We start from the raw sequence: 18230 nt of genomic DNA, 5'->3' as shown, positions 1-18230 counted from the left end.
TTCTTGAAGTCGGGCAATATCTTATTTAGATGCGATGAAATCTTGTTTTAGATATGTATATCAGTACCATAATTTATATGAGTTATAACCTGATAGCGGACAGTGCACCTAATAGTTTTTTTGTAACCACACTCCCAATAGTTTGTCGGATATTTCATATTGATTCTGTTCCTGGGAGACTAAATTCTTTTCCAGTAGCCCCTTGAGCGCAGATTGTACGGAACTGGGAGTACTTAGCTTATACTTTTTTATAAACTTTCCTGAAGTTACTCCTATCGCTTTTTGTTCTTTTCCTATAGCGATGAGTACCTCTTTCTGTTTCTCCGGAAGGCGGGAGAAAATCTCCTGGTAAGTGAAGTCCTGCATCTGAAGGATATTGGTCAGGGCGATGGTTTGTAGGGAACGGTCACATAATTCCCCTTTCCCGGTCAGTATGTATAATTCATTAAACATGAGTTGTATATACCAGGTATGTCCTTCAAAGAAATTATATACTTCGTCTATCAGTTCTTCTTCAATGCGCTTTTCGTTTTCAAGGAAAAGCCTTTCAACAAATGCTTTGTATTCTGTAAGTGGGATACTTTTTAGTTGCATCATATTGACGCTTTGGTAGAAAGGGCGAGCCGGACTGTTGAACATATTCATCATAATATGTTTCTGACTTCCGGCAAAGATGAAATGTGAATTTTGGCAATGTTGGACTTTAGTTCTCAATATGGCTTCTACATTCTTTTCCGCATAATTGCCTATTTGCTGAAATTCGTCGATGGCTACGATACAGGGTTTATCGGCTTGTTCCAGGTAAGCGAAGATTTCATCCAACGTTGTTTCCGCTGCATGGATGTCTCCTAATCCAATGTCGAAAGTAGGCTCTCCTGTAACGGAATCCAATTTAAAACCTGCACGTAGTGAGGAAATGACCGAGAAAAAACGTTCAATGAACTTCATTCCTTTGGGCTTGAGCTTCTCGAAAATCTCTTTTCCCAATGCGAATACAAATTCCCTGAGACTGGCTGTCGCGTAGATGTCAATAAAGAAAGTATAATAATGCTCTTTTATCTCATCCTGATAAAAGCAGTGACGAATCAGCCCTGTCTTTCCCATGCGGCGCACAGAGATGATAACGACATTTCTTCCATTGGTTATGTTGCGTATCAACTGTTCTGTTTCCACTTCACGGTCACAAAAGTAATGGGGAGATATGTATCCGCCTACGATAAAAGGATTATTAATGACTGCCATACTGATTATTATAAATGCAATTATTGCAAATATAATAATTATGTTTATAATAATGTGGTTTCGGCTCCTGTTTTTTCTTTCCCATCACTCTTCTGCATCTGTTTATTAGCTTATTATTTTCGAAAACTACCCGTCATAATCGGGTCATAATCGGGTCATATGTATTGACCCGATTATGGGATTTTTATTTTAGGTTTGGACAAGATTATATAATTTATACAACTACAATCTTTCGTTTGAAAGCAGAAAGTTTCTGAAAGACTTTTATCTTTGCAATCTAATACATACGCCCTATGAAAAAAGTTATTTTGATTCTTGTGACAATTCTTCTTCCCGTCCTGCTTTCTGCAAAAGACAATAAGAGTACCGATGCGCTACTCCGTGAGATTGACGGCATTATCAAGAACCGCCAGACTTATGGAGCGGAGAAAGAGGTGCGTATTGCCGACTTAAAGAAATTGTTGGTTGAGTCCACTTCCGACGAACAGCGGTATGGATTCTGCGGACGTCTTTTCGATGAATACCGGGCTTATAACCTGGACTCGTCTTTTGTCTACGCCCAGCGGAAACAGGACTTGGCACACCGTCTGGATAAACAGGATTACCTGGATGATTCTGCCATGAATATGGCAGAAGTGATGGGAACCACCGGAATGTATAAAGAAGCGCTTGAACTATTGGGAGAGATTGACAAGAAAACCTTACCCGATTATCTGTATTCCTATTATTATCATTTATACCGCACTATTTATGGGTTGATGGGCGATTATGCCGTCACGGCAAAAGCCAAAAAAGAGTATTACCGCATGACGGACTTATACCGTGACTCTCTTCTACAAACCAATGTATCCGATTCTTTAGGCCATGTATTGGTTATGGCGGATAAATGCACGGTTCATGCACAATATGACCAGGCAATAAATATGTTGGCGGACTTCTACAATAAACCTTCTTTGGACGCTCATGCACAAGCCATGATAACCTATACGCTTTCAGAAGCCTACCGTTTGAAAGGCGATAAGAAAGGACAAAAGCATTACCTGGCTCTTTCGGCCATTGCCGACCTGAAATCGGCAGTAAAAGAATATGTTTCTTTGAGGAAGCTCGCATCGCTCGTCTACGAAGACGGAGATATCGACCGGGCTTACAATTATCTGAAATGTTCCCTGGAAGATGCCACTCTCTGCAACGCCCGCCTTCGTACCCTGGAAATCTCGCAAGTCTTTCCCATTATCGACAAAGCCTACCAGTTAAAAACTGAACGCCAGCAACGGGAAATGAAGACTTCTCTGATTTGTATCAGCCTGCTTTCCGTATTTTTGCTGGTAGCCATCTTCTTTGTGTACAAGCAGATGAAGAAAGTAGCCGCCGCCCGCCGCGAAGTCATTGACACCAACACGCTCCTGCAAGAACTGAACGAAGAACTGCATGACTCTAACTCGCAATTGAAAGAAATGAACCATACGCTCTCGGAAGCAAACTATATCAAGGAAGAATATATCGGCCGTTACATGGACCAATGTTCCGCCTATCTGGATAAGATGGACTTATACCGCCGCTCCCTGAATAAGATTGCCGCCGCCGGCAGAGTGGAAGAGCTTTATAAAGCCATAAAATCATCCCAATTCCTCGACGAAGAACTGAAAGAGTTCTATGCCAACTTCGACATGACTTTCCTGCAACTCTTTCCCAACTTCGTAGACGAATTCAATGCCCTGCTTACCGAACCGATGCAACCCAAACCGGGAGAACTGCTGAACACCGAACTCCGCATCTTTGCCCTTATCCGGTTGGGAATCACGGACAGCACTAAAATAGCGCAATTCCTTCGCTACTCCGTGACCACTATCTATAATTACCGGACACGTGTCCGCAACAAGGCTTTGGGAGAAAGAGATGAATTTGAAACTAAAGTAATGAAAATAGGGAAGGTGGAAGAGTAAGAAAACCACTACTTTTTTAGTCTGACTACTGTTTTATAACGTTCTTATTCTTAGTGGTTTATACTGTTTGGAACTGTATAAACCACTATATTTTTGCTATCTGCTCAAAGAAGCAGTATTAAATGTGGATACTTTTGTTTCACGGTCATTCAGGAAATGACGCAGCGGATAAAAGCAAAAGTAACCCTAATAATAACTTTAAATTAATGTACATGAAACAGAGCATGAAGCCGAAAGGCTTTGAACGCCGCCTCTTACTGATAATGTGGGGCTTGTTCCTATCTCTTGGTGCATTCGCACAACAGATTTCAGTAAAAGGACATGTCGTAGATGCCACGGGCGAACCGGTTATCGGTGCGAGTGTGGTGGAAGATAAGTCCACGAACGGTACGATTACCGATATGGACGGAAACTTCTCCTTGAAAGTATCCCCTAAGGCTACGCTGACCGTTTCTTTTATCGGATATGCCACTCAGACGGTTCCGATAAACGGAAAAACGTCTCTGACCATCACGCTGAAGGAAGATACCGAAGTTCTTGACGAAGTCGTAGTAATCGGTTACGGTACGATGAAGAAAAGCGACCTGACGGGCGCCATCTCTTCCGTTTCTTCCAAAGACCTGATGAAACAACCGTCCCCCAGTCTCGGAGCAGCCTTGCAGGGACGTGCCACCGGACTTCAGGTGATTTCGAGCGGTGCGCCGGGCGATAATGTGTCGATGAAAATACGTGGTATCGGTTCTATTAATAACAGTGACCCGTTGCTTGTCATTGACGGAGTGCCGACGGACGTTCCCCTGAACATGATTAATATGGACGACGTGGAGACGGTAGACGTATTGAAAGATGCTTCCGCCACCGCTATTTACGGCTCACGCGGAGCTTACGGAGTTATTATCATCACCACAAAGAAAGGAAAATCGGATGCCGCACGCTTTAATTTCAAAGCCTCTTACGGTATTGAGAAAGCTATCCGCACACTGGATTTGCTGGATGCCACTCAATTCGCTTCCCTTCATAATGAAATGATGACTGCCAACGGTCAGCCGCAGAATCCGCTGTTTGAAGACCCCACCTCGCTAGGCAGGGGAACGAACTGGACGGACGAACTTTTTCAGACGGCTGCCACCCAAAACTATTCACTGAACTATTCCGGTGGAAATGATAAAACGACTTATTATGTATCTGCCGCTTATTTCAACCAGGAAGGTATCGTGCGCACTACCCAATATGAGCGTTACACCGTACAATTCAATATGGATACCCAAATGAACAACTGGCTGAAGATGGGAAACAAACTGTCCCTGAACCATGACATCAAGCAAAAGGGAGAATACAATATCAAGAATACCATGCTGGCACTACCTACACAGGCCATCAAGAATGACGACGGTTCATGGGCCGGCCCGGTGGGACTTCCGATGTACGTAGGAGATATTGCCAACCCTATCGGAAAGATGATGACTAACTCCACCACTACCAAAGGCTTCAATGTACTGGGTAATATCTACGCCGAAGTGAAACCGTGGGAATGGCTGACATTCAAGACTATCGTCGGTGTGCAGGCACTCTTCTGGGACGATAAAGGCTGGTCGCCCAAATATGACTGGCAACCGATTTCACAACCGGAATCCTATGCTTCCCGCAAATATAACAAGAGTCTTACCATCCTGTGGGATAACACCCTGACTTTCAACAAGACTTTTGCAGAAAAGCATCAACTCACAGTGATGGTCGGCTCTTCCGCACAGACTAATACCTACGAATACATGAGCGGCTCTATCATGGGCTTTATCAGCCCCACCGCACAGCAATTGGATAACGGTACGCTCGAACCGACAGTGAACGGCAACGGCAGCGACTGGGCATTGCTCTCTTATCTGGGACGTGTCAACTATACATATGACAACAAATACCTGCTGACAGCTACGATTCGTCGCGACGGTTCTTCCCGTTTCAGCAAGCAGAACCGTTGGTCAAACTTCCCTTCCGTATCTCTTGCCTGGAGACTTTCCGAAGAACCGTTCTTTAAAAAGAGCTTTTGGCTGAGCGACGTAAAAATCCGTGCAGGATATGGCTTGACAGGTAATCAGGCAAGTGTGGGCAACTATGCATATGCTTCTACTATCCAAACCATCCAGTACAACTTCAACGGCACACAGGTGAATGCGATTGCCCCCTCGGTAATGCCGAACCCGAATGTCCGTTGGGAAGAAGTGGAACAATACAACGTCGGTGCAGACTTGTCATTAATCGACAGCCGCATCAATTTGAGTCTCGATGCATACATCAAGAACACGAATGATATGCTTGTCAACATGGTAGTGCCTATCTCCACCGGATATTCGGACATCAATGTCCCCAAGATTAATGCGGGCAAGATGCGCAACAAAGGTTTTGAAGTATCCGTCAGTTCCCGCAATCTGGAAGGAGAGTTCTCATGGAATACGTCTCTCAATGCTTCTTATAACAAGAACGAGATTATCCGCCTGAACGGGGATGTCCCGATGTATTTCGATAATAATATCCATGCAGTCGGTCGTCCGGTCAGCTCTTTCTACGGTTACGTGACGAACGGTATCTTCCAGACACAGGAAGAAGTAGACCGTTACGCCATTCAGACACAGGGGAACGACCCTTACAACCGTACTTCTGCCGGAGATATTAAGTTCAAAGACCTGAATAACGACGGAGTTATCAACGACAAAGACCGTACGTATCTCGGCAATCCCACCCCGACGTGGATTTTCTCAATGAACAACTCATTTGCCTGGAAAGGCTTCGACCTCGAAATATTCCTGCAAGGAGCAGCCGGAAATAAAATCTATAATGCCAACCGCGCTTCTCTGGAAGCCATGTCCGTGGCACAGAACCAAATGACGACCGTTCTCGACCGCTGGCGCGGCGAAGGGACAAGCAACAGTATGCCGCGTGCCGTATTCGGTGACCCGAACAAGAACGGACGTGTCTCCAACCGCTTTATTGAGGATGGCAAATACCTGCGTCTGAAGAACGTAACGCTCGGATATACTCTTCCCGCCGCATGGAGCAAGAAAGCAGCAATGTCCTCTGTACGCTTCTTCGTTTCGGGACAGAACTTGCTGACCCTGACCCGCTATACGGGACTCGACCCGGAGATTTCCGGTTCGGGAAATGACAACAACGTCTATCCCGTAGCCCGTAATATCACATTCGGCGCATCTGTTTCTTTCTAACTACTTTTATATAGAACCTTTAATTGATTGACAAATATGAAAAAGTTCAGATATATACTCCCTTGCTTCCTGTTGAGCTTGACATTGAGTAGCTGTAACGGCTTCCTGGATAGAGAACCGTGGGATTCCATCGACACTTCCAAGAGCTTTCAGGCGGAAGAAGATGCGATAGCAGCCGTGAACGGCGCTTATCAGCCGCTTCAATGGCCGAAACTGTATAATATGCGTATGTGGACGCTGGATATCGTAGCCGGAAACAGCATCGTTGGCGCGGGCGGCGGTACGGACGGTATTGAGACTACCGACCTGGCTAACTTCATTACCACTACCGACAATGCCGGTGTGCTGGACGTATGGCGTGGCCCTTCTCCGGGTATTCTCCGTTGCAACTTTGTTATCAAGAACGTGCCGGGCATGAACATCGACCAAAGTCTGAAGAACCGTTGCCTGGGCGAAGCCAAATTCCTGCGTGCCCATTATTATTTTATCCTGGTGCGGCTTTTCGGCGGAGTGCCTTTATTGACAGAACCACAGACTTCGGACGATGACCTGAAACCTTTCCGTGCGTCTAAAGAAGAAATCTATAAACTGATAGAGGATGACTTGAAAGAAGCCATCAACCTGCTTCCCGACAAGTCTTCTTATTCCGCTTCCGACTTGGGTCGTGCTTCTAAAGGTGCAGCCATGGGACTGTTGGCAAAAGTGTATCTGACTCAGGGAAAAGAATATGCGGAGATTGTACGTCTTTGTGAGGATATTCAAAAGTTGGGTTATCATCTGAATGAAGATTACAGCGACAATTTCAATCCGAATAAGAAGAACGGCCCGGAATCATTGTTTGAAGTACAGTATTATGGCAAGACCAGCTATGATTTTTGGGACAATGAGAATCAGGCTTCCTGGTTGAGCGCATTCACAGGGCCGCGCAATTCGGATATGGTGGCAGGCGGTTACGGTTGGAATCAGCCGACAGCAGAGTTTGTCAGCCAGTACGAAGAGGGGGATAACCGGAAAGATAAGACTATTCTTTACCTGGGATGTCCCGACTTTGACGGAAAGCAGTACCAGTCATCTTATTCCACTACGGGATACAACCTGCGTAAATTCCTCGTGACGAAATCCGTCTCTATGGATTTCAATACAAGCCCTGCCAACTTTGTGGTGCTCCGCTATGCCGATGTACTGCTGATGAAAGCGGAAGCCTTGAACGAGCAAGCTCTGACGACCGATGCGGAAGCTCCTCTGTACGAAGTTAGAAAGCGTGCGGGACTGACTAACCGTGCGGACATCGAAGGGCTGACACAAGTGCAGATGCGCGAAAAGATTATCCACGAACGCCGTATGGAACTGGCTTTCGAAGGCGACCGCTGGTTTGACCTCGTCCGTCTGAAAGATAACTATGCCCTGAATTTCTTTCATTCTATCGGAAAAACCAATGCGACGGAAAAGCATCTGCTGATGCCTATACCGCTGAAAGAGATAGAAGCGAATGGAAACCTGAAACAGAATCCGGGATATAATTAAGAACCTAAAAGATGAAACAAATCATGAAAACTAAGATAATGAGTCTGCTCATGTTGGCAGCAGGCTGTTTCGCATGGACTTCGTGTGCGGAAGACGATATGGAAATGAATAAAGGAAGCGAACCCTTGAAGTTGTCGGCTTCTACCCGGCAACTGGTTCTCGACCAGCGTCTCGATGATAAAGAAGCACTCCAACTGACCTGGACTCCGGGCTCTAATGAGGGAACGGGAGCGGCTATCTCTTACCGATTTGAGATGGATATACAAGGCAATGATTTTGCGGGCGGTGTCAAGAAGGAGATTGGAAAGACCGATTCACGGGTCGTTTCATACACGCATAAAGAACTGAATGATTTATTATTGAGTACCTGGAGTCTTCCCGTAGAGGAAGAAGCTATGTTTGAAGCCCGCGTGACGGCTGTAGTCGCCGCAGAGTCTGTCCCGACGCAAGTCTCGGAAATAGTAACCTTCAAGCTGACTCCTTATAAATTCAGAATACTGAATCTGTGGATGATAGGTGACGCCACTCCTAATGGCTGGACGCTGGAAAGGGCTACTCCGATGAATCCGGTGACGGATGTGAAAGGTGGTTTTGTATGGGAAGGTCTGTTGCAGAAGGGTGAATTCAAACTTCTGACGAATCTGCTTGACTGGACGCCTGCTTACAACAGGGACGAGACACAGGAGAATAAACTTGTATATCGCGACCATTACGATGAAGATAACCCGGATACGAAGTTTGTTATCGAAAAGGTAGGAACTTATCGTGTGGAGTTAAGTATTGAAACACTGGATATTACCATTAAGAACCTGGATGGGGAAGTGCCGTATACTGAACTGTGGATAGCCGGTTCTTCGGCTGGCAATACCCCGGTGGCAATGGCACAGGATGCTGACGACCCGTTCTCATTTGTCTATAACGGAAAACTGGTTCCGGGTAAATTCCAAATTGTCTCTTCTGCTACCGGAACAGACTGTGACGTCTGCCAGCCGGCAACGGAAACGGAATCTTTACCGGCTTCTTCCGCCATCGAATGGGTGAAGAATGGTACGGCAGCTACTAACTTCTGGAATGTAACGGCAGGTAATAAATATACGTTGAAACTGAACCTGCGCACCAAACGTCTGTCCGTTTCCCAATACGTGGCTTATGAACAGGTATGGATGATGGGCGATGTATTTAATGATGGATGGAATTGGGATGTTGTGACAGCAAAACTTGAAATGACACAGAATCCGGATAACAAGAACCAGTTTATCTATGAAGGTTCTTTGAGTCAGGGAGAGATTAAGTTTCCGGTAGAGATAGACCGTTCTTACGGTGGCAAATTTATCATAGCCATGAAGCCGGGAGCAAGCATTACATCTGATACGGACTTTCAGATAGTGGGCGGGGGAGATAATAAATGGAAGATAGAAGAAGCCGGAGACTATAAGATTGTGGTCGACCTCTACGAGGAAAAAGTCTTTTTCACAAAGAAGTAAACTATAAAACGAACGATTTATGAAAAAATTAGCATATATAGCGTTAGCAATGACCCTTTCGTTTTCGTTGGGCAGCTGCATTGACGATGAGCCTTCGAACAATCCTATTACGTATGGTGACGGGTATATTACCGTACTGCTGTCTACCGATAAGGCTGCCTACAAACCGGGAGAATCGGTACAGCTCTCTCTGAATAATCTGCCCGAAGGGCAAGTGACCATCCGGTACAAGCATCTCAACGAGGTGCTTTCCGAAGCTCCCCTTACCGGAAAATCATGGAGCTGGACGCCACCCGCCAATGATTTCAAAGGGTATATGGTCGATTTGTATACGGTAGATAGTGGCGAGGAAGTTGTTTTGAGCAGCATTGCCATTGATGTGTCTTCCGACCCCGCACGTTTCCCGCGCAACGGATTCCTTTCCGAATATGGCAAGATGAGCGAAAAGGAGATTGATAAGGTAATGGATAACCTGAACCGTCATCATATCAACTATGTGCAGTATCAGGACTGGCATTACAAGCATCATAAGCCGTTGGCGGGTTCGGCTTCCTCTCCGATGGAAGTATGGAAAGATATTATCAACCGTGATTGTTACCGTTCTACCGTACAGGGATATATTGATGCCGGGCATAAGCGGGGTATGAAATCTCTTTTCTATAATCTTGCCTACGGAGCATTGAACGATGCGGCGGACGACGGCGTGAAAGAAAACTGGTATCTCTTTAAGGATAAGAACCACGGGAATAAGGATTATCATCCGCTGGGTTCTCCTTTCAAGAGTAATATTTATCTGACGAATCCTGCTTTGCAGGAATGGAGAGACTACATGGTTCAGCAAAACAACGATGTATATGAAGTCTTTGATTTCGACGGCTATCAGATTGACCAGTTGGGCGACCGGGGAACTTTGTACAACTATGATGGTAATGCCGTCAACCTTGCATCTACTTTCCCCGCGTTTATAAAAGCGATGAAAGAAGCGCAACCGGAAAAGTCTCTGGTAATGAATGCCGTATCGCAATACGGGCAGAAAGACCTGATTGCCAATTCTCCGGTGGACTTCCTCTATACGGAAGTTTGGGACAAACCTACTAGTAATGGTTTCAGCATCCTTTCCGGGGTTATCACGGACAATGATAAATGGTCGAACGGAAAGAAAACCGTGTTGGCTGCTTATATGAATTATAAGCTCGGCGGCGAAGGGCGCGGTTATTTTAATACGCCCGGTGTATTAATGGCGAATGCCGCTATCCATGCATGGGGCGGTGCGCATCTCGAATTGGGCGAACATATGCTGACAACCGAATATTTCCCTAACAGCAATCTGTCGATGAAAGGGGAACTGAAGAAGGCGATGGTTACTTACTACGACTTTATCACCGGATATGAGAATCTTCTTCGTGACGGTGGAGAGTTCTATGGCGCTACTGTTTCTTCTACGGATGGAAAGATGACTGTTAATCAATGGCCGCCGGTCCGCAATCAGATAGCGACTGTCGGAAAACGATTCGACAACAGGGACGTGATTCATTTTCTGAACTATACCAATGCCGTGCATCTCGACTGGTGTGACTCTAATGGAACACAGGCTGTACCTTCTCTGATTGAGTCGGCTCAGACAAAGATAGCAGTAAAAGGTACGGCAAAATCCGTTTGGGTGGCTTCACCGGATGCAAGTTTCGGAGTATCCCGAAAGCTGGACTTTACGCAGGAAGGAAACGAAATAAAGGTGACGCTTCCGTCATTGAGTTACTGGACAATGCTGGTAGTGGAATATGAATAGACAAGCGGAAACTGTGAATCTGAACAGAATAATAGGTATGAACAGGATAATAGTATGGATAATGGCCTGTTTTCTCCCTCTTTCAGTGCTTTGGGCTACTGATGGTGCGAAAACATGTACTTCTTTCTCGCAGCAGGGACGCCGGGTGACTTTTCACCTGGCGGACAGTGCCGCCTTGCAACTGCAACTTTGCAGTCCTTCTGTAGTGAAAATATACTTCTCGCCCGATGGGCGATTTCAGAGGAAGAATGCTTCTTTTGCTGTCATCAATGAGGAACTGGAAGAGATTGGAGCGATTCATGTGGACGAGCAGGCAGCCTGCTACGAAATATTCACCCCGAAGCTGCGCATCCGGGTGAATAAATCACCCATGAGCCTTCAAATATTCGACAAGTATCAGAAGCTCCTGTTTAGTGACTATGCCGACAAGGGGCACGTGAGTGAAGGAACAAGGAAAGTGGAATATAAGGTTCTCCGCCGTGACGAGCATTTCTTCGGACTTGGTGAGAAAGCGGGCAAGATGAACCGTCGTGGAGAATCATATAAGATGTGGAATAGCGACAAGCCTTGTTACAGCGTAGCTGAAGACCCGCTTTACAAAAGCATTCCTTTCTTCATGAGCAGCTATCGCTACGGCATCTTCCTGGATAATACGTATAAAACGGAATTCAAATTCGGCACGGAAAGCCGTGATTATTACAGCTTCGAAGCCCCGGACGGCGAAATGATTTATTACTTTATCTTCGGTAAAGACTACAAAGAAATCATCAGTCAATACGTCGGTCTGACAGGAAAACCTATCATGCCGCCGAAATGGGCTTTAGGCTTTGCGCAATGCCGTGGCTTGCTGACAAGCGAGAAGTTAACCCGCGAAATAGCCGAAGGCTACCGTAAACGGGGAATTCCCTGTGACATTATCTATCAGGACATCGGCTGGACGGAACATTTGCAGGACTTCGAATGGCGGAAGGGGAACTATGAGAATCCGAAGAAGATGCTCTCTGACCTGAAAGAGATGGGTTTCAAAGTAATCGTATCCCAAGACCCGGTAATCTCCCAAGCTAATAAAAAGCAATGGGAAGAAGCAGACCGCCTGGGTTATTTCGTAAAGGACAGCACGAACGGCAAGAGTTACGATATGCCTTGGCCTTGGGGTGGCAACTGCGGTGTGGTGGACTTTACCCTGCCTGCCGTAGCCGACTGGTGGGGAACTTATCAACAGAAACCTGTCGACGACGGCATCTCCGGCTTTTGGACGGATATGGGCGAACCTGCCTGGAGCAACGAAGAACAAACGGAACGTCTGGTCATGCAGCACCATCTGGGAATGCACGATGAAATTCATAACGTCTACGGCCTGACTTGGGACAAAGTGGTAAAAGAGCAATTTGAAAAGAGAAACCCGAACCGCCGTGTTTTCCAAATGACGCGTGCCGCCTATGCAGGTTTGCAGCGTTATACCTTCGGCTGGACAGGTGATTGTGGCAACGGAGACGATGTATTGCAAGGCTGGGGACAGCTAGCCAATCAGATTCCCGTAATGCTTTCCGCCGGCTTGGGACTAATCCCGTTTTCTACTTGTGATATCACAGGCTATTGCGGAGACATCGAAGATTATCCCGCTATGGCAGAGCTTTATATCCGTTGGGTGCAATTCGGTGCTTTCAACCCCTTGAGCCGTATTCACCACGAAGGGGACAACGCAGTAGAACCCTGGCTATTCGGACCGGAAGCGGAAAAGAACGCGAAAGCCGCCATCGAACAGAAATATCGTCTACTACCATATATCTACACCTACGCCCGCGAAGCTTACGATACGGGATTGCCTGTCATGCGTCCTCTTTTCCTAGAATATCCGACGGATACGGAAACCTTCTCCACGGATGCCCAGTTCTTATTCGGCCGTGAATTATTAATAGCCCCCGTCGTAAAGAAAGGTGCCCGTACAAAGAACGTCTACCTGCCCGAAGGTACATGGATTGACTATAACAACAAGCAGACGGTTTATACCGGTGAGCAATGGACTACCGTCGATGCTCCCTTATCGTGTATCCCGATGTTTGTAAAGCAAGGTTCTATTATACCTACCATGCCTGTAATGAACTACACCCATGAGAAACTGGTATATCCCCTTACTTTTGAAGTCTTTCCGGCACAGGAAGGTGCACAGGCGAGTTTTACTCTCTACGAGGACGAAGGAGAAGACCTGGGATACCAACATGACGAGTTTGCAAAAGCTCCCGTTATATGCCGCACCCTGTCGAATGGCTATGAGCTTACTGTTTCCGCTCGCGAAGGAAAAGGCTACACCGTCCCCGGACCAAGAAATCTCCTGTTTCGCATTTATTCTGCGAAAGCTCCGAAAGAGGTAACTGTCAAAGGAAAGAAAATAAAGAAAGTCAAACCGGAACGTTTGGAAGAAGATTTGGAGAATGATACGGAATCTGTACTATGGAGTTGGGATAAAGAAACCGGTGTATATAGTGTGAGAATACCCGATAAGGGGGATAATAAACAAATTATGATTACCTTTAAATAGTAAGAACAGACATGAATCATAGAAAGTAGATTCACTGTTTATCAGTGATATATTTCCTGTTTATTGGGCATATATATTCAGCGTGATGGGTATATATGCCCATCACGCTGTATATATAGGTCCACCAGACTGGATATATATACTCATCTGCGCATGAACAATTTTCCGAATGTTGTACTCATTTTTTGGTTGCTTTGCCTATGGTTTTAAATACTTATTGATACACCTGCGATCCCAATTAATCCCTCTTTTTACTATTTTGGCCGGAGTACCTGCAATAATCACATTCGTTTCATTAAATTCTTTTGTTACGATACTTCCCCAACCCACAATACTGTTGTCGGATATTTTTGTATTCTTGCCAACTTTGGCGTCTTTCCCTATCCATACATGTTTGCCGATTTCTATGCTCTTGGCAAAATTTATCGGCTCACCCTCTAAATTCGTTATCGTATGTGCATCTGTACACCATATATCAATGCCCCAACTTAACTGACTATCGTCTCCGATACTTACGTGTGAGTCATCTTCTTGCAAATATAGTGTAACACCATTGATTACTACGCGGTTTCCGATATCTACCCGGCAGTTGTTGGCTACTCTCGAAACACCTGCCCCCAAGCCCGGTAGCTGCCCGATGATAAGTTTCAAACCCGTCATGCCTAGTATGGTAGAATAGCGTAATAGGATTGTTCCTATATTCACGACATTGTTATCACCTTTTACAATCAGAAGAAATCCATCACTAAGCAGTAATTCTTCTGCACTGTCTTCGGAGTCGGAATATATCGAAATACGATTGTTGTTTCCGGTGACCGTGATGTTGGCTTGGTTAATAATCTTATTGAACTTTTCATTCTGAGAAGAAATACAATCAATCTTATTATGCGGGAAAATGATTGTAAGTTCATTGTTCTGTCCATCAAAATGTTTCATGTCATTCTAAATTTTAGAGTCTGTATTCGTCATTTGTATCTTTACTGATACGAGTTTTTATTTTACGTCTCCAAATATACGAAAAAAGCAGATTTTTCTGCACGGATGGAGCCACTGTTTCTTCTACGGATGGAAAGATGACCATTAACCAATGACCGCCCGTCCATAATCAGATTACTACTGTCGGAAAACGATTCGAAGAATATTTAGAGAATGATACGAAATCTGTACTTATGGAGTTGGAATAAAGAAAACGGTATGTGTAGCGTGCGGATACCTGATAAAGGCATTGATGGGAAGGTTATGATTGCTTTTTAACTAAGCAAGGCGGCTGTTGGCAAACTGATTGTCGCAACTGCGTCTGCTGGCTTTTTCAACCTATTCTTTCATCTGTTACTAGTCTATTTATTAAGTCCTAATTTGTCAGTTGCCAAGTATTAATACCTGACTTCTCAGCAGTTAATAGCTGACAGGTCAACTGTTAATACTTGGCAACTCAAGTATTAATACCCTGAGAACCAACTATTGTGGAAGAAAATAATGAGCAGAAAAGTCTCAGTATCAAGAGAATGGCATTATTCTCGTCGAAATTGTTTCTGCCTATGTTTTTAGATAGTTTTATTTCCACCATTCACGATTTTCTTCTATATAAACCGGGTTCTTTTCGTAATCACTGTTATAAGGTATTGCTTGGCTTAGAATATAACTCATCCATCCAAATCCGGCATACTTTCCTTGAGGTATAAATTCGCCACATCCTTCATCTAAATCACCACTATTGGGAATACGATAATCTCCCCAGTTGCAGATTTTCTCTTTACTGGTTTTATAGCTTTTCCATACACCCTCATATTGGCAGTTATCATATCCATCGGCCATAAACATATAGGCATCATAATATAGGTTACCTTTTTTCTGGTAATAATTCACAGAGACTTTTCCGTTAAATATACCTGTACCTTTTTGTGTTTTATCCTCTCGGAATGTATAATGTCCGTAGATAATTCCTGCGTCAGAAAAACCGGAACCATGATATTCATTCTCATTAATATTATGATGGATGATACTGTCAAGGATAATCTCTCCTGTGAAATCACAAATATTATCTTTTACTCGTGTTTTACCTGTAACACGGTAGCATAATGGGTTCGTTTCACCTTTTTCTACTGTGAGATAATGGATATAGAACCTTTGGTAATTCTCACCGATAAACCCTAAAGGTTCAGTGCGGGTAAGAGTATCTGTGTCTTCGGCAATAATTGTTTCAGAGGCAAACAGATGTGCGATATTTTTCTGCTTTAAATTGTTTAAAGTCAGGATTTCATCTTGTGCCTTCAGATAACATCCGCACAGAACTAGCAAGAACAGAAATATGGTTCGTCTCATAACTTTCATCTTTATTATGTAGATCAGTCAGCAACGTTTCCACTGCTTCACCTATTAAGAACTGTATATGCGAGTTCCCTTACATACAGTCCCGATAATTCAGAATTTAATTCTTGCAAAGCTAATAATAAATCATTTATTTACAATTGAAAACATTTAGATTCGTAGAAGTTTAAAGCAAGTGTTCATCAATGGAAATGTTTTTCGAGGTTAGTTTGCCTATGTTTTTAGGTGTTTTCTCATTGTTTTTATATTGATAATGTGTATATTCGCACGAAATTCATATCAGAAATGTGTGGATTCTCACGTTTCTGATATCAAAAATGTGATTCATTATGTTTGAAAGAGATATTATTAAGCAATTGGCAGCATGGAAAATAGATGCGAACAGGAAGCCGCTCGTTATTCATGGGGCTCGTCAAGTGGGAAAAACATGGGCTCTGAAATATTTTGGGAAAGAATATTTCGAGGATGTTGCTTATTTTAGTTTGGATAAGGATGAAAGTGGACTTTGTGATATCTTTAAAACGACTAAAGACCCTGGGCGAATCATTCAGCAGTTGTCTTTTTTGCATGGAAGGAAAATCAATCCTCAAACGACTTTACTCATATTGGATGAGATTCAGGAGTGTAATGAGGCACTGAATGCATTGAAATATTTTTGTGAGGAAGCTCCCGAGTATGCGGTAGCTTGTGCAGGCTCTTTGTTAGGTATTTATTTGAATCATATCGGTAATTCCTTTCCGGTGGGAAAGGTAAATCATTTGTCCATGTATCCGCTTACTTATACGGAGTTTCTGAAGACAAAAGACCCGAACATGTATGAGTATATGTGTTCCATTAAGGAGATAGCTCCTCTTCCTCAGATATTTTTTGATAAGTTGCGGGAGTCATTTATTGCCTATTCCATCTGTGGCGGTATGCCCGAACCTGCTACTCTGATGATTGACTTCAATGATATGGAGAAAGTGGATTCGGCACTTCGGGATATCTTGAATGATTATGCATTGGATTTTGTAAAACATACTACGCCGGCATTAGCTCCCCGCATCAATTATGTATGGAATTCCCTGCCTTCACAATTGGCAAAGGAAAATCGTAAATTTGTTTATCAGTTAGTACGCCCGGGCGCCCGTGCCCGTGAGTATGAAGATGCTATTCTGTGGTTGGAGCAGGCGGGACTTATCAATAAGGTTGTATTGAGTAAGTCACCCAAATTGCCATTGAAAGCGTATGATGATTTGAGTACATTTAAACTTTACGCATTAGATGTAGGACTGTTGAGACTGTTGTCAGAGTTGGACGCAAGTGTTTTGCTTCTGTCTACCCCCGGATATACGGAATATAAGGGAGCTTTGGCAGAAAATTATGTATTGCAGAGTCTTACGGCGCAGTTCCAGGCATCTTTCAGGTATTGGACTTCCGGTAATAAGGCTGAGGTGGATTTTCTACTTCAATATGGCAATCATATTTATCCGATAGAAGTGAAAGCAGACCAAAGTATAACAGGTAAAAGTTTGATTCAGTATGAGAAACTTTTTCAGCCCGCTTGTCGGATTCGGTACTCAATGCTAAATTTGAAACAGGATGGTAATTTGATTAATATTCCTCTGTTTTTGGCGGATAAGACAAAAGAACTATTGAAGGATAAAAGTTGAAAGAGCTTTTTGAAGAAATCAGTATCCTTCTTAAAAAACGATGATTCTTAAAAAAGGAATATTTAATCATCGGAGAAGGACGTGAATTGCAGCTTGGTAAAGAGAAGCAGGAAAATGTCATGTATTTGTTGTTATGTGATTCTTTCTTTCTGCTTTTTTGAGAATATACTAATCAAACTGTAATCGTTTCTCGACTATTTTTGTTATTCGGAGAGTAAATATCCGAATAATAAATCATTTTATTGTTTTTTTCTTTCCGATATATTATGATAAACTAGAGAGAAAAAGCTTCTTAATAGCCCATTTTTATCTTCCTCACCGGGAAACGATAGCTTCCCCGGTGAGGAACAAGTCGATGCACACCGAGGAACACTTCGTTGGTTTTAAAGAAATGAACGGTTTCCGAATAGAGAAAGATGCATATCCTGTTTGATTTTATGCAATATTGGACTATCTTTTTGCATGCTCATGCATTTATTTATGCAGTTTATTTTCTGGTTCGTTACTTTTTAACTGG

10 protein-coding genes are annotated in these 18230 nt (G+C 43.9%); 7 read left to right on the top strand and 3 right to left on the bottom strand.

Translation table 11 applies throughout. From position 1 onward, the window contains the following. Positions 1 to 108: 108 nt before the first annotated feature. On the bottom strand, positions 109 to 1242 hold the full coding sequence (locus tag BacF7301_RS04615; RefSeq protein WP_167960661.1) for an AAA family ATPase: 1134 nt from the start codon (positions 1240 to 1242) through the stop codon (positions 109 to 111). Between the two features lie 293 nt (positions 1243 to 1535). Between BacF7301_RS04615 and susR the strand changes: the two genes are divergently transcribed. The 6 genes from susR to BacF7301_RS04585 all read left to right on the top strand — a co-directional run bounded on the left by susR (position 1536) and on the right by BacF7301_RS04585 (position 13733). Beyond that, positions 1536 to 3185 (top strand): SusR family glycan utilization regulator, encoded by a 1650-nt coding sequence (gene susR, locus BacF7301_RS04610; protein ID WP_167960659.1) that lies wholly within the window; start codon positions 1536 to 1538, stop codon positions 3183 to 3185. Between the two features lie 212 nt (positions 3186 to 3397). Next, entirely contained in the window at positions 3398 to 6400 is a 3003-nt protein-coding gene (locus BacF7301_RS04605) for a SusC/RagA family TonB-linked outer membrane protein (RefSeq protein ID WP_209319501.1), read from the top strand. 36 nt (positions 6401 to 6436) lie between these two features. Then, positions 6437 to 7924 carry a RagB/SusD family nutrient uptake outer membrane protein gene (locus BacF7301_RS04600; protein WP_167960657.1) on the top strand — a complete coding sequence of 496 codons (1488 nt, stop codon included), beginning with the start codon at positions 6437 to 6439 and terminating at the stop codon, positions 7922 to 7924. A 23-nt stretch (positions 7925 to 7947) separates the two neighbouring features. Beyond that, complete coding sequence (locus BacF7301_RS04595; RefSeq protein WP_167960655.1) at positions 7948 to 9408, top strand: SusE domain-containing protein; 1461 nt, start codon at positions 7948 to 7950, stop codon at positions 9406 to 9408. 19 nt (positions 9409 to 9427) lie between these two features. Next, positions 9428 to 11194 carry an endo-dextranase gene (locus BacF7301_RS04590; RefSeq protein WP_167960653.1) on the top strand — a complete coding sequence of 589 codons (1767 nt, stop codon included), beginning with the start codon at positions 9428 to 9430 and terminating at the stop codon, positions 11192 to 11194. Between the two features lie 37 nt (positions 11195 to 11231). Next, positions 11232 to 13733 carry a glycoside hydrolase family 31 protein gene (locus BacF7301_RS04585; protein WP_369805636.1) on the top strand — a complete coding sequence of 834 codons (2502 nt, stop codon included), beginning with the start codon at positions 11232 to 11234 and terminating at the stop codon, positions 13731 to 13733. A gap of 198 nt (positions 13734 to 13931) precedes the next feature. Here the strand turns inward: BacF7301_RS04585 and BacF7301_RS04580 are convergent, their stop codons facing one another. Both BacF7301_RS04580 and BacF7301_RS04575 read right to left on the bottom strand, forming a co-directional pair. Further along, on the bottom strand, positions 13932 to 14669 hold the full coding sequence (locus BacF7301_RS04580) for an acyltransferase (RefSeq protein ID WP_167960651.1): 738 nt from the start codon (positions 14667 to 14669) through the stop codon (positions 13932 to 13934). A 618-nt stretch (positions 14670 to 15287) separates the two neighbouring features. Further along, positions 15288 to 16055 carry a hypothetical protein gene (locus BacF7301_RS04575; protein ID WP_167960649.1) on the bottom strand — a complete coding sequence of 256 codons (768 nt, stop codon included), beginning with the start codon at positions 16053 to 16055 and terminating at the stop codon, positions 15288 to 15290. A 335-nt stretch (positions 16056 to 16390) separates the two neighbouring features. On the opposite strand from BacF7301_RS04575, the gene BacF7301_RS04570 reads away from it, so the two are divergent. Next, entirely contained in the window at positions 16391 to 17713 is a 1323-nt protein-coding gene (locus tag BacF7301_RS04570) for an ATP-binding protein (protein WP_167960647.1), read from the top strand. The last annotated feature ends 517 nt before the right edge of the window (positions 17714 to 18230 follow it).

This window comes from Bacteroides faecium (assembly GCF_012113595.1).
Classification (GTDB): domain Bacteria; phylum Bacteroidota; class Bacteroidia; order Bacteroidales; family Bacteroidaceae; genus Bacteroides; species Bacteroides faecium.
Note: the sequence above shows the minus strand (reverse complement) of the source record. Positions and strands in the feature narration are given on the sequence as shown.

Coding starts and splice junctions, on each gene's coding strand:
- BacF7301_RS04605 (WP_209319501.1), top strand. CDS start 3,398: ATGAAACAGAGCATGAAGCCGAAAGGCTTTGAACGCCGCCTCTTACTG.
- BacF7301_RS04570 (WP_167960647.1), top strand. CDS start 16,391: ATGTTTGAAAGAGATATTATTAAGCAATTGGCAGCATGGAAAATAGAT.
- susR (WP_167960659.1), top strand. CDS start 1,536: ATGAAAAAAGTTATTTTGATTCTTGTGACAATTCTTCTTCCCGTCCTG.
- BacF7301_RS04615 (WP_167960661.1), bottom strand. CDS start 1,242: ATGGCAGTCATTAATAATCCTTTTATCGTAGGCGGATACATATCTCCC.
- BacF7301_RS04595 (WP_167960655.1), top strand. CDS start 7,948: ATGAAAACTAAGATAATGAGTCTGCTCATGTTGGCAGCAGGCTGTTTC.
- BacF7301_RS04600 (WP_167960657.1), top strand. CDS start 6,437: ATGAAAAAGTTCAGATATATACTCCCTTGCTTCCTGTTGAGCTTGACA.
- BacF7301_RS04585 (WP_369805636.1), top strand. CDS start 11,232: ATGAACAGGATAATAGTATGGATAATGGCCTGTTTTCTCCCTCTTTCA.
- BacF7301_RS04580 (WP_167960651.1), bottom strand. CDS start 14,669: ATGAAACATTTTGATGGACAGAACAATGAACTTACAATCATTTTCCCG.
- BacF7301_RS04590 (WP_167960653.1), top strand. CDS start 9,428: ATGAAAAAATTAGCATATATAGCGTTAGCAATGACCCTTTCGTTTTCG.
- BacF7301_RS04575 (WP_167960649.1), bottom strand. CDS start 16,055: ATGAGACGAACCATATTTCTGTTCTTGCTAGTTCTGTGCGGATGTTAT.